Annotated in this window: 12 protein-coding genes, 1 tRNA gene, 1 rRNA gene and 1 other RNA gene; 11 read left to right on the top strand and 4 right to left on the bottom strand. The window is 43.5% G+C overall.

Annotated elements, in window-relative coordinates; translation table 11 throughout:
- Positions 1-133 precede the first annotated feature (133 nt).
- The 8 genes from rrf to Vgang_RS10505 all read left to right on the top strand — a co-directional run bounded on the left by rrf (position 134) and on the right by Vgang_RS10505 (position 6746).
- Positions 134-249: ribosomal RNA gene (gene rrf / locus Vgang_RS10540) — 5S ribosomal RNA — on the top strand.
- Positions 250-279: 30 nt separating this feature from the next.
- Positions 280-356 (top strand) — tRNA-Asp (locus Vgang_RS10535).
- Positions 357-596: 240 nt separating this feature from the next.
- Positions 597-959, top strand: a complete 363-nt coding sequence (locus tag Vgang_RS10530) for a YacL family protein (protein ID WP_105900683.1) — start codon at positions 597-599, stop codon at positions 957-959.
- A 181-nt stretch (positions 960-1140) separates the two neighbouring features.
- Positions 1141-1479, top strand: a complete 339-nt coding sequence (gene glnK, locus Vgang_RS10525; protein ID WP_086981597.1) for a P-II family nitrogen regulator — start codon at positions 1141-1143, stop codon at positions 1477-1479.
- 27 nt (positions 1480-1506) lie between these two features.
- On the top strand, positions 1507-2724 hold the full coding sequence (locus tag Vgang_RS10520; protein WP_105900684.1) for an ammonium transporter: 1218 nt from the start codon (positions 1507-1509) through the stop codon (positions 2722-2724).
- A 152-nt stretch (positions 2725-2876) separates the two neighbouring features.
- Positions 2877-3890 carry a Fe(3+) ABC transporter substrate-binding protein gene (locus Vgang_RS10515; protein ID WP_105900685.1) on the top strand — a complete coding sequence of 338 codons (1014 nt, stop codon included), beginning with the start codon at positions 2877-2879 and terminating at the stop codon, positions 3888-3890.
- Between the two features lie 87 nt (positions 3891-3977).
- Positions 3978-5618, top strand: a complete 1641-nt coding sequence (locus tag Vgang_RS10510; protein ID WP_105900686.1) for an ABC transporter permease — start codon at positions 3978-3980, stop codon at positions 5616-5618.
- Complete coding sequence (locus Vgang_RS10505) at positions 5619-6746, top strand: ABC transporter ATP-binding protein (protein ID WP_105900687.1); 1128 nt, start codon at positions 5619-5621, stop codon at positions 6744-6746.
- Between the two features lie 77 nt (positions 6747-6823).
- Here the strand turns inward: Vgang_RS10505 and Vgang_RS10500 are convergent, their stop codons facing one another.
- The 4 genes from Vgang_RS10500 to Vgang_RS10485 are packed head-to-tail and all read right to left on the bottom strand — an operon-like array spanning position 6824 to position 10318.
- Positions 6824-7534, bottom strand: coding sequence for a BON domain-containing protein (locus Vgang_RS10500; protein ID WP_105900688.1), 711 nt, complete (start codon positions 7532-7534; stop codon positions 6824-6826).
- 5 nt (positions 7535-7539) lie between these two features.
- Positions 7540-8130: a phosphoheptose isomerase gene (locus Vgang_RS10495; RefSeq protein WP_105900689.1), complete on the bottom strand. Its 591-nt coding sequence runs from the start codon at positions 8128-8130 to the stop codon at positions 7540-7542.
- A gap of 3 nt (positions 8131-8133) precedes the next feature.
- The gene (locus tag Vgang_RS10490; protein WP_105900690.1) at positions 8134-8523 is read right to left on the bottom strand and encodes a YraN family protein; all 390 of its coding nucleotides are present in this window, start codon (positions 8521-8523) and stop codon (positions 8134-8136) included.
- Positions 8486-10318, bottom strand: a complete 1833-nt coding sequence (locus tag Vgang_RS10485; protein WP_105900691.1) for a penicillin-binding protein activator — start codon at positions 10316-10318, stop codon at positions 8486-8488. The genes Vgang_RS10490 and Vgang_RS10485 overlap by 38 nt, the downstream gene beginning before the upstream one ends.
- Positions 10319-10379: 61 nt before the next feature.
- Here Vgang_RS10485 and rsmI point away from each other — a divergent pair, with 61 nt between their 5' ends.
- The 3 genes from rsmI to rnpB all read left to right on the top strand — a co-directional run bounded on the left by rsmI (position 10380) and on the right by rnpB (position 12789).
- Positions 10380-11246: a 16S rRNA (cytidine(1402)-2'-O)-methyltransferase gene (gene rsmI / locus Vgang_RS10480; protein WP_105900692.1), complete on the top strand. Its 867-nt coding sequence runs from the start codon at positions 10380-10382 to the stop codon at positions 11244-11246.
- A 27-nt stretch (positions 11247-11273) separates the two neighbouring features.
- Entirely contained in the window at positions 11274-12296 is a 1023-nt protein-coding gene (locus Vgang_RS10475; protein WP_105900693.1) for a beta-propeller fold lactonase family protein, read from the top strand.
- 66 nt (positions 12297-12362) lie between these two features.
- Positions 12363-12789: RNase P RNA component class A (gene rnpB / locus Vgang_RS10470), an RNA gene on the top strand.
- The last annotated feature ends 131 nt before the right edge of the window (positions 12790-12920 follow it).

Below are 12920 nucleotides of genomic sequence, written 5' to 3'. Positions count from 1 at the left end.
CACCTAAAGGGTTTTGATGGACTCAAAAGAATACAGATAAGCACTTGAATGAGTGATGAGACTTTAGCTAGAGATAGCAAACAGCTTTCCGAATTAAGTTAAGCGCCTATCGGCGATTAACATAAAGAATTTGCTTGGCGACCATAGCGCTTTGGACCCACCTGATTCCATGCCGAACTCAGAAGTGAAACAAAGTAGCGCCGATGGTAGTGTGGGGTTTCCCCATGTGAGAGTAGGACATCGCCAGGCTTTGAATATCTATTACTGAATAGACGCTGCGGAGCGGTAGTTCAGTTGGTTAGAATACCGGCCTGTCACGCCGGGGGTCGCGGGTTCGAGTCCCGTCCGCTCCGCCACTTATTTTAAGAGACCTGATTCGAAAGAATCAGGTTTTTTTTCGTCTGTAGAAAATGAAGCATAGCGCAAGTCATTCTATGGCCATTGCCTTTATATTTATGCAATTAAATGACTAAACGGAGTTAGTCTCCAAAGCGAGTGTGATCGAGCTAGTCCTCATTGCTTGTTTACGGCACATCGCAATTACTTTGTTTAGCAAGTAAACTTACCCATATCTAATAAAGAAAAATAAGACATTTATGGATTTTCAATTTAAGAAAAATACCTTAGATGGTAGTTATCATGTTGTGTTTTCTTCTGGGCATGAAGCGATTGGTCATTGGCTGTTAGAAGAGTTAGGTTCTGATCTGGTAAAACTTGAGCAGCTTATGCAACAAATTGGTGCGCAGAAAGAAAACCTGCAAGAATGGCGTTTGTTAGGGCGAGAGTGGAGTCTTTTTATTGAACAGAATGAAGTGCATATTACTGCTAACCATCTGTTAAGTTTAGAGGATGAAGACTTATATGATGATCTTTCTGCCTACGATGAAGAGAGTGAATCTTGGTGCGGTGTGGAAGATTTTGAACAAGTTTTGCATTCTTGGCGTGCATTCATTGATTAATAATATTATTTAAACAGCTTTGCCTTTTCTTAGTGATCTCTTTGCACTGTCCTGGTGCATAAGAGGTCTCTGCTATTACCTTTATCAGTAAAATTTATTTTATTTCATTAACTTAAAAACTTGGCACGTAACTTGATTGCATATTAATCGTTGAAAGAATGCATCATGACGAGGGAATGCAATGAAATTAATTAGTGCAATTATTAAACCATTTAAATTAGACGATGTTCGTGAAGCTCTAGCGGATGTAGGTATCGAAGGTATGACCGTTTCTGAAGTTAAAGGCTTTGGTCGTCAGAAAGGTCATACTGAGCTTTATCGCGGTGCTGAGTATCAAGTTGACTTTTTGCCTAAGGTAAAAGTCGAAATTGCCACGCAGAGTGATAATGTTGATCGTGTGATTGAAGCGATAATGAAAGCGGCACAAACTGGGAAAATTGGTGACGGTAAAATTTTCGTATTTGACCTTCAGCATGCAGTCCGTATCCGTACGGGTGAAATGGATGATGAAGCGCTTTAAAGGATTAAAGGACTGGAGAATTACGTTATGGAAATGACAGAAATGAAATACGCATTAGATACATTTTTTCTACTGATATCTGGTGCGTTAGTAATGTGGATGGCCGCTGGCTTTGCCATGTTGGAAGCGGGCTTAGTTCGCTCTAAAAATACCACTGAAATTTTGACTAAAAACTTTGTTCTATTTGGTATTGCTTGCACCATGTTCTTATTGGTGGGTTATAACATCATGTACGTAGGTAATGCTGAGGGAGGGATTTTCCCATCATTTGGTGGCTTAATTGGTACGCAAGCCGATGATGCTGGCCATTCACTAGGTTCTGATTTCTTCTTCCAGGTGGTATTTGTTGCAACAGCTATGTCAGTGGTATCTGGTGCCGTTGCTGAACGTATGAAATTATCAGCTTTCTTGGTCTTCAGCGTTGTATTAACTGGCTTTATTTACCCAATTGAAGGTTATTGGACCTGGGGTGGTGGTTTCCTATCTGCAGCTGGATTCAGTGATTTTGCAGGCTCAGGTATTGTGCACTTAGCAGGTGCTGCTGCAGCATTGGCTGGCGTGTTACTTCTTGGTGCGCGTAAAGGTAAATACGGTAAAAATGGTGAGGTTCATCCGATTCAAGGTTCGAACATGCCACTGGCAACATTAGGTACATTTATCCTATGGTTCGGTTGGTTCGGTTTTAACGGTGGTTCTCAATTGGCGCTTTCTTCAGCTGATGATGCCACGGCTGTTGGTATGGTTTATCTAAATACCAACGCAGCTGCAGCAGCGGGTGCGGTTGCAGCTCTTATTGCTGTTAAGCTAATTTGGGGTAAAGCAGACCTTACTATGATTCTTAACGGTGCATTGGCTGGTTTAGTTGCGATTACTGCTGACCCAGCATCACCATCACCAGTAATGTCGGTTGTGATTGGCGCGATTGCCGGTGTGCTTGTTATCTTCAGCATCTTGTTCTTCGATAAAGTTAAAATCGATGATCCAGTTGGTGCACTGTCTGTACACGGCGTTTGTGGTATCTTCGGTCTTCTGATGGTGCCATTTAGCAATGACGGTGCATCATTTGGTGCTCAAATCTACGGTGCTGTTGTTATCTTTGCATGGGTATTTGTTGCTAGCCTAGTCGTATGGGCTATTTTGAAAGCAACGATGGGTATCCGTGTTACTGAAGAAGAAGAAATGGATGGTGTTGATATGCACGATTGTGGTGTTGCAGCTTATCCTGAATTTACTTCAACAAAATAACGCCTTAGTTAAACTTTGTTACAAAGCCCTGCTCAATTGAGTGGGGCTTTTTTCGCATTATGACTTTTCAGCGGTTGAGTTGGTCAATCTTATCTATATAATTCACGCCTATGATAACCATTATCATTTGTATTCATGTTAAGGATGAGTTGATGAAAAAATTATTATTATCTAGTGTGGTTGCAGTTTCTTCTTTTAGCCCTACCGTTTTCTCAGCAGAAGAAGTTAATGTGTATTCTTATCGTCAACCATTTTTGGTTGAGCCAATGCTGAATGAATTTACCAAAGAAACTGGCATTAAAGTGAATGTGAAATTTGCTAAAGATGGCATTGCTGAAAAATTAAAGCAAGAAGGGGAATACAGCCCAGCTGATGTCGTGTTAACCGTTGATATTAGTCGCCTATCTGAATTAAGCGAGAAAGATGTGGTTCAAGCTGTGAACAGTGACATCATTAATCATAACATTCCAGCTCAATATAGAGATAAAGAAGGGGAGTGGTTTGGCGTAACTACTCGTGCGCGTGCCGTATACTCCTCTAAAGATCGTGTTGGTAAACTGCCAGCTTCATTTGATTATATGGATCTCTCTAAGCCTGAATACAAAGGGAAGATCTGTACTCGTCCAGGTAAACATCCTTATAACGTTTCTTTGGTGTCTGCGATGATCGCTCACCATGGTGAAGCAGAGACTAAGCAATGGCTTGAAGGTTTAAAAGCGAATCTTGCGCGTAAACCTCAAGGTAGTGATCGTGGCCAAGTGCAAGCGATTAAAGAAGGTCTATGTGATTACTCGTTAGGTAACAGTTACTACTTTGGCAAAATGCTCAATGACAAAGAACAGAAACCTTGGGCTGAAGCTGTGTATATCAACTTCCCAGGTCAAGAAGCCTTTGGTACTCACGTCAATATCAGCGGCATGGCGATGGCAAAATACGCCCCGAATAAAGAGAATGCTCTGAAGTTGATGGAGTTCTTATCTGGTGAAACGGCGCAAAAAATGTATGCTGAGGATAACTTTGAGTCACCAGTGAAAGAGGGAGTAGCTCCATCTAAACTGGTTGCATCTTGGGGCGAGTATAAAGCGGATACTTTATCTTTAGATGAGGTTGCGGCTCACCATGAACAAGCGGTAAAACTCCTTGATGAAGTTAAATTCGATTTATAGCATTCAAATTTAGCACGCATGAGATAGGGAGGCTTCGGCTTCCCTTTTGTCGTTATAAAAAACTCAAAACGAACGTAAGTTAACGGGATGAAAGAAACCTATTTGCCATGGAAGATCAGTAGCTGGGTAACCGCACTGGCTTTGTTGTCTCCGATTTTGGCGATTTTTTATATAGCCGTTGGAAAAAGTGATGATTTGTTTAGTCACTTATTTTCCACGGTACTGCCTACTTACACGCTTAATACCTTTCTTTTGGTTGCTGGTACGGCTCTGCTTGCTTTGCTATTTGGTCTTCCTGCAGCCTGGTTTATGGCGATGTGTCGCTTACCTAGTGAGCGTTGGCTTCAGTGGGCTTTAGTTCTGCCACTTGCGATGCCTGGTTATATTGTTGGGTATATTTATACAGACTGGTTTGACTTTGCTGGGCCGATTCAAATTTGGTTAAGAGCCTTTTTTGCCTGGACACCTCAAGATTATTGGTTTCCAGACCTTAGAACCTTGCCCGGTGCCGCCGTTATTTTATCTTTGGTGCTTTATCCCTACGTCTATTTGTTAGCGCGTTCGGCGTTTATGGAACAAAGTCGAAGTCTACTGCAATCGGCACGTTTACTAAATTGCACTCCTTGGCAAAGTTTTATTCGTGTTTCTTTACCACTGGCTCGTCCTACTATCGCTGTTGGTTTGTCACTGGTTGCTATGGAAACGCTCGGCGACTTCGGTACGGTTAGTTATTTTGCGGTAAGTACATTAACCACGGCGGTTTATGATACTTGGTTAGGATATTCTAACTTAACCGCTGCGGCTAAAATTTCGGCCATGATGTTGCTTGTTGTTGTTTTGCTACTGAGTGCTGAGCGTTATAGCCGCAGAAAACAAAAGCATTACCAAGCACAATTTTCTAGCCATGAGGAAAGTCGCTATGTCTTGCGTGGCTGGAAAAAATACGCGGCTTTGAGCTGGTGTTGGGGGTTAGTTATTGTGGGTTTTATCCTGCCTGTTGCACAGTTGGGCAGTTACGCCTACCGGTATTTATCTCAGAGTTGGACATTAGAGTTTCAGGTTTATTCCTTGAATAGCCTCAAAGTTTCTCTTGGTGCGGCAGGGGTTTGCATTGTGGTTGCCTTGTTAGTGAACTTCTATCGACGCTTGAACGGACATATGTCGGATATTCAGTCTTCGAGTGTTGCTCCTATGCGCCTTTCTTCTTTAGGTTATGCTGTGCCCGGTACCGTGTTAGCCATTGGGATCATGGCGTCATTATTATTTTTAGATCATAGCGTGAATGATGTTGCGAAATTGATGGAGTGGCAGCGTCCCGGTCTGATTTTTTCCGGAAGTATGTTTGCGCTTATTTTTGCTTTTACCGTAAGATTTTCAGCCGTTGCGATAGGCAGTGTTGAGAGCAGTTTGATGAAAGTGCCACCGAGTTTAGATATGGCGGCTCGAACCATGGGTTGCAACGCATCACAAATGCTTAAGCGGGTGCATTTACCTTTATCATTTCGAGGGGCTTTAGTGGCAGGCTTGCTTGTGTTTATTGAATCGATGAAAGAGCTGAATGCTTCAATTTTACTTAGGCCGTTTAATTTTGAAACGTTGTCTACCTATGTTTATAACTATGTGTCGGATCAGCAGTTAGAGCTTGCCGCATTACCCGCCATTTTGTTGGTTGTAGTGGGCTTAATTCCTCTTATTCTCGTGAATCGCTCATTAGAAAAGGTGCATTAAATGTCGGTGTTACTCCAATCTTCATTCACTCATTCTACCTCTGTAGACTCAAGCCTGGTCGATATTAACCACGTCGCGTTGTCCATTGAGAATTTGACTTGCCGCTATCCGAATCATTACGGGGCTAAAGCCAATTTGGTATCACCTTCCGTATTAGAAAAATTGAGCTTATCAGTTCAGCAGGGCGAAATTGTTTGCTTACTAGGCGCGAGTGGTTGCGGCAAAACCACATTACTCAAAGCGATTGCTGGTTTATTGCCTTTGGCTTCTGGCGAGATTCGTTTGAATGGACAAACGTTAGATGATGGTGAACATTGGCTTGCGCCAGAAAAACGCAATATCGGCCTGATTTTTCAAGATTATGCCTTATTTCCACATTTAACTGTGGCTGAAAATGTCGCATTTGGATTGCGTGATAAAAGCACAAATGAAAAGGCTAACATAGTACAAGAAATGTTAGATCTCGTTCATTTATCGGGGCTAGGTGAGCGCTACCCTCATCAACTTTCCGGTGGGCAACAGCAAAGAGTCGCGATCGCACGGTCGTTAGCTTGTCAGCCAGATTTATTGCTATTGGATGAACCATTTTCAAATATCGACACTCAAGTTAGACATGGTTTGATTCGAGATATTCGCCATATATTTAAGCAGCAGGGGGTCACGGCGATTTTTGTCACACATTCGCGAGAAGAAGCCTTTGCTTTTTCCGATAAGATGGCGGTAATGAACAAAGGTGTTATCGAGCAATTTGGAACCGCTGCAGAGTTGTATTACCAACCTTCGAGTAAGTTTGTGGCCAATTTTCTGGGAGGTGGAGCTTATTTGCCTGCGGAAAAAACGGGTGAGCAACAATTCGATACGGTGTTAGGTTGTTTAGCTATTCAGACTCAATCGGACGTTAAAATCGGGCAAGCATGCGATGTTTTATTGCGTCCTCAGCAAGTGATATTACACCCCGATGAAGACAGCGATATTGAAGTCATAGAGCAACAATTTATGGGCGATCACTGTCGTTACTTGATTGATGTGCAGAGTATTCACCTACTGGCTCAAGCAAACCATTTGTTAGAGGTTGGACAAAAGGTGTCCGTTCAGGTCGACACCGATGGCGCGGTAGTGTTTACATGAGATGAAGCATAAAAAAGCAGAGCCTTTACATGAGCTCTGCTTTGGATTGGATATGAAGACCTTGTTGGGCGTGGTAGTTACATCACATCACTTTCATCAATAGGTGTTACAGATTCTTCCATAATTGGAACTTGGTGATCTTCAAGTGCACCTGTATCGTTGATTTCTACAGCAGGTTGGTCATCGGGGTTACTGCTTAACTCTGCGGTATTGTCACTGGGCTCTTGGGTCGCTTTAGTCGTTGCTTTTTGCTCTGAAGTATAAGTAAACGCCTTGATCACTTTTGATACTTTATCAATACGGCTTGCGATATCCGCGGCAATCTCAGCTTTTTCAGTCGTGATCTTACCCATCAAAAATACTTCTTTGTTCTCAGTGACCACTTTGATGTTGTAATTATCTAGGCGCTCATCCGATAACAATGCGCTTTTCACGCGTGTAGTGAGCCAAATATCGTAGCTAATTTGGTCGAATGAAATTGGTTTTCCGATTCGAATTTGATTATAAGTATCTTTCACGCCTTGCAGGTCTTGTACATAGGACTCCACCATTTGTCGATTATCTTCATCGACAGCTTGGCCCATTAACAGCACATTGCCATCAATGATCTCAGAGGTGACGCGAATCTTGCCACGAAATTGTGGTGCCTGATTTAACGCATTGACGTTAGATTGGATGTTTTTCGCTTGCCATTGTTGCTGTTGGGCGGTTTTAGATGAAGGTTGTGTTGCCGCACAACCGGCGAGAAAAAAACTAGAGAGTCCGAGAATAAGAAGAATTTTTTTCACAACGTTTATCCTTCATGTGAGGGGAAAATCACTTGATCGATCAGATCGCACAAACAGTGTAACGTCAGCATGTGAACTTCATGAATGCGAGCAGTACGATGCGAGGGAATGCGAATTTCAACATCGGATTCACCTAATAAACCTGCCAGTTCGCCACCATCTTTACCAGTAAGTGCAATAATGGTCATATCACGAGTAACCGCAGCTTCAACCGCTTTGATGACATTACTGCTGTTGCCGGCGGTAGAGATCGCAATGAGAACATCCCCTGCTTGGCCAAACGCTCGCACTTGCTTAGAGAAGATTTCTTGGTATTGGTAATCATTGGCGATCGCCGTCAAGGTCGATGTATCTGCGGTCAGCGCCATAGCTGGAAAGCTCGGTCTCTCGGTTTCAAAGCGGTTAACTAGACACGAAACAAATTGCTGTGCATTTGCCGCCGAGCCACCATTTCCACAACATAAAATTTTATTGCCATTTAATAGGCTACTCACCAAAATTTGCGCGGCATGAGTAATGGCATCAGGGAGTGATTCAGCTGCGGCAATTTGAATCTGTATGCTTTCTTTGAAGCTATCGTTAATGCTTTCTAGCATCATTTATCCTTGAGTAATTGCGTTCTTTATCCAATTAATATCTTGGCCGTGATTATGAATCGCCACGATATCAAAGCGAAATGACGTATTGTCGATAGAAAGGGACTGACGTTTAAGCCAAACCATTGCTGTTTTGATGAGCTTTTGACTTTTGCTGTAGGTAACCATTTCCGCGGCATGGCCATAGTGTTGGCTTGCGCGGTATTTGACTTCAACAAAAACGATGCCTTGCTGGTCTTGCATGATTAAGTCTATTTCACCAAAACGGTAAGAGACATTTTTATCGATAAGTTTGAGCCCTTGGCCTGTTAAATATTGGCAGGCCAAGGTTTCAAATTGAGAACCAACGTCTCGTTTAGTCTTGTGTTGAACCTGACGACTGAAAAGCTTCATGCTCAGCCCAGCTTAACTCTCGTTGTACTACGCACTGGTCATCAATGCTCAATTTGCCCGTTTGTCCCTGATAGTTATAGCTTTGGACCACTTTCATGGTTGGAAGTTGCGCTAATAAACTATAAGAATCCATACCAAGTGCGTGCAGACGTTTTTCGGTGTTACTGCTGTTTGGCCATAATTCGTTGTACTCTCTCATGGCTTTGCTGTCTTTATCGAGTAGCATTGGAATATCGCTGTACACGATACCTGCAACATCTTGGTATGCGCGAGCTTTGCCGTTATTGCTGCTTGAGTTTGAGAATAACTTAGGTGGCTGAGCATCAGGGTTAATCGCAACTTCAATAAACGGCTTCAATAAGGTTAACTCTGAACGATTAGCAATGATGTAAACGGAGTCAATATCACGGCGGCTACGAGCTTCTGTCTCTAAGTCCAAATTGGTAATTTGCTTGATTTGGTTGATACGAACTTGGCTGTCAGTTAGACCAAATGCACTTTTCACATTCTTTTGTAGGTCTGCTCGATTACCAAAATCTTGGCTTGCCACTGGCGTGTTACTTAATTCGTTCCACTTCGCAGTAAACGCCTCGGTAATACGATCACCTAGCGTACCTTTAGGTGCGAGCACCAGAGGATATTTAAAGCCTGATTTAAATAAATGCTTAGCCGCTTGAGCGCCTTCTTGCTCTGGCGATAAGGTCAAGTAACAGACTTGAGAACTTTGCTCTAGATCGTCAGGGAAGTTAAGTGCCAGCATTGGAATGGTATCGTCGTTGATACTTTGTAATTGCTCCACATTGTCTTTAATCAATGGACCGACAATAAAATCAGTACCGTTGGTTTGCAGTGTGGTGTAGATGTCTTGAAGACTTTGTGAAGACGTATCATAGATGGTCATTTTAAACGCCGGATCTTTATCCGCATCATTAGTCATCGCATGAATGAAACCGTCACGGATAAGTTTCGCCGGTTTTTCGTATTTCCCGCTTAAAGGCAGAAGCACGGCCACATTTTTAGGCGTTGTGATTTCTAAATCTAGAATTTTTTGCACATCTTCCGGCGTGTGGGTCACGATTGGGTGGCTGATGTTATTGCTGAACCATTGTTGCAATTCAGTTTGAAGACCCGCTGGATTTTTTAATTTGGTTTTCATTTGTATAGCAACATACAACCAACCTTGTAGCTCGGTTTCACTTGGTTGTGCTTTCAGTTGTACGATCTCATCGGCTGAATATTGTTCTAGGTTTTCCCAAATGCGTTGATCGGTCGCTTCCAGTTGGTTTGGTGTTTGGAATTCTTTGACTGCAATCCATTCACGATCAGCGTTGAAGTGGTCGTTGATATCTTCAAACAATTTTGCGCGCTGCTGGTGGTAGTTGCTCCATTGAACATCAGCAAGTTGCCACTGCTCTTGGAAGTTTAATCCCTTTAGTGCGGTTTCTGAGTCTACGGTCGCGGCGGTAATTTGTGCGCGCGCCATTTGCCACTCAGCTTGCTGCATATTGTTCATTGGCATTTTGATAAGACGATTTAATAAGGTTTGCCCTTGTGGGTAGTTCTTTTCTACCACTGAGGCTTTTAATGCCATGATCAGTAAGTCGGTCTGTTCGGTAGACGGATCGAGTTCTTCAGCTTGTTGAGTATAAGCCAAAGATGTTTGCGCAGGAGGCGCGGTAATGTCCACTTTGTCAGAGGTTGACGTAAGTGAAGAACACGCAGAGATCAACAACATCAAGGCGATAGAAGTGAATAAGCGTGATACACTGAAGCTCTTATGATTCATAATTTGCATGCGTTCTATTCTTTATGTGAAAGATTGACTCTATATTAATCGCTCAAGTGACGGTAAACAAATGATAGATAACAAAACTGCTCTTTTAGAAAGCCCAGCCTTGTATATTGTTCCCACGCCGATAGGCAATTTAGGTGATATTACTCAACGATCGCTCGACGTATTACATCAAGTTGACCTGATTGCCGCTGAAGATACAAGGCATACTGGCCGTTTGCTTTCGCATTTTGGTATTGCAACCAAAACCTATGCTTTACATGATCATAATGAACAGCAAAAAGCGCAAGTTTTAGTCGAAAAAGTTCTTGCAGGTGAATCGATCGCACTAGTGTCGGATGCGGGCACTCCCCTAATTAGTGATCCAGGATATCATTTAGTGACCAAATGTCGTCAGGCGGGGGTTAAAGTTGTTCCTCTTCCTGGAGCGTGTGCGGTGATCACGGCGTTAAGCGCATCGGGCTTACCATCGGATCGTTTCAGTTTTGAAGGTTTTCTTCCTGCTAAAAGTAAAGGTCGCAAAGACAAATTATTGGAAATCGCTAAAGCCGAGCGCACCTGCATTTTTTATGAATCACCGCATCGTATTACGGATTCCTTGCAAGATATGCTCAGTGTACTTGGCCCTGAACGAGAAGTTGTTTTGGCGCGAGAGTTAACCAAAACGTTTGAAACCATTTATGGTGCGCCTCTTGGTGAACTTATTGAATGGATTGAGCAAGATGATAACCGTAAGCGTGGCGAAATGGTGTTGCTTATTCATGGTCATCGTGAAGAAAAACAAGCGGATGCCTTGCCTGACGATGCTTTGCGCAGTTTGAAAATATTGACGACAGAATTACCTCTGAAAAAGGCCGCAGCGCTGGTGGCAGAAATTCACAATCTCAAGAAAAATGCGTTATATAAATGGGGCTTAGAGAATTTAGATTAACTAGATATAAAAATAAGGTCAGGGAAGATGAAGTGTGTTTATGTCTCGAGTCCAACTAGCCAGCAACTTCATGTTTTTGAGCTAAAGGCAACTGGCGGTTTAGAATTACTTCAAATTGTTGCCACGCCAGGCGAAGTGCAACCTGTGACCATCAGTGCCGACGGACTTTATTTGTATGCGGCAGTAAGGCCAAATTTTGCGGTGGTGACCTACCTGATTGAATCAGATGGTCGCTTAACGCATGTGGCTAACACTGCCTTGCCGAAAAGTGCCTCGTCGAGTTGTTTGGATGCAAGTGGACAGTTTTTATTGCTCACCTCTTATGCGCAAAATGGCTTGATGGTGTCTCCACTGGTGAATGATATAGCTCAAGCGCCGATGCAAGTGTTGGAAAACCTCACCAAAGCCCATTGTGTTATTAGCGTGAGCGATCCTGATTTGAGTGCTTCTACGGCAGATATAGAGCAGCAAACTTTGTTTGTGACTTGCTTGGGGGACGATAAGATCCGTTTGTATCGTTTTGATAAGCAAGGTCAATTACAGCCACATTCTCAACCTTGGCTTGAGACTCAATCTGGCGCAGGTCCTAGACATCTGGTCGCGAGTAAAAATGGTCGACATCTCTATGTGATTAATGAACTTGATGGTGATGTGCTGCATTTTACATTACAAGATGATCGCAATCATTGGCAGCTCGCGCAGAGACTCAGCTATATCGAATTACAAAATGATGAAGTGCATTGGGCGGCGGATATTCATTTGACGACCGATGAGAGACACCTGTTTGTCAGTGAGCGTACTCAACATACTATGACGTGTTTTAGCGTGGATCCTGATAGTGGAGATCTCAGCTTGCACGATCAACTTCTCACCGAATCGATTCCGCGTGGTTTTGATCTTGATCCGTATGATCAGTTTCTGCTGTGTGCTGGACAAGGATCGGATCATGTTAGTGTTTATGCTATCGACTCGAAATCACGCCATTTGGCTCGAGTAGAACGTCAGCCTGTTGGGCGTGAGCCTATGTGGGTCCGAGTGCTGCAAAGATAGCCATATTCACTGAGACAAGGCCGTTATTCCTTGTCTTCTAAAGCGGTTTGCGTATAATCCGCGGTCGGAGTTGACTGGATAGTCGCTGCTTCGTTGATGTCCCTTGCTAGCAATAGTGGGGAGACTGACGGAGGGGAGGAAAGTCCGGGCTTCAAAGAGCAGGGTGCCAGGTAACGCCTGGGGAGCGTGAGCTCACGACAAGTGCAGCAGAGAGAAGACCGCCGATGACGCTATTCTTATCTTTAGGTAAGAGGCGAACAGGTAAGGGTGAAAGGGTGCGGTAAGAGCGCACCGTGCGGCTGGCAACAGTTCGTAGCAAGGTAAACTCCACCCGAAGCAAGACCAAATAGGCTCCCACATTGCGTTGCTCGCGTAAGGGGGCGGGTAGGTTGCTTGAGCCAGTGAGCGATTGCTGGCCTAGACGAATGGCTATCGCCGCTTTTTCTTCGGAGAGAGTGGAGACAGAACCCGGCTTATGATGTCAACTCCCCCAATTGAGTGAACCCACTGCAGTATACTGTGGTGGGTTTTTTTATGCTTTTGACCTTCTATTAACGATTATTAGCAGAATTGGCATAAACTAGCGCAATAATGCTTAGAAATTCAGCTGATTTCTTGCGTTGC

This window comes from Vibrio gangliei (genome assembly GCF_026001925.1).
Classification (GTDB): Bacteria; Pseudomonadota; Gammaproteobacteria; order Enterobacterales; family Vibrionaceae; genus Vibrio; species Vibrio gangliei.
Note: the sequence above shows the minus strand (reverse complement) of the source record. Positions and strands in the feature narration are given on the sequence as shown.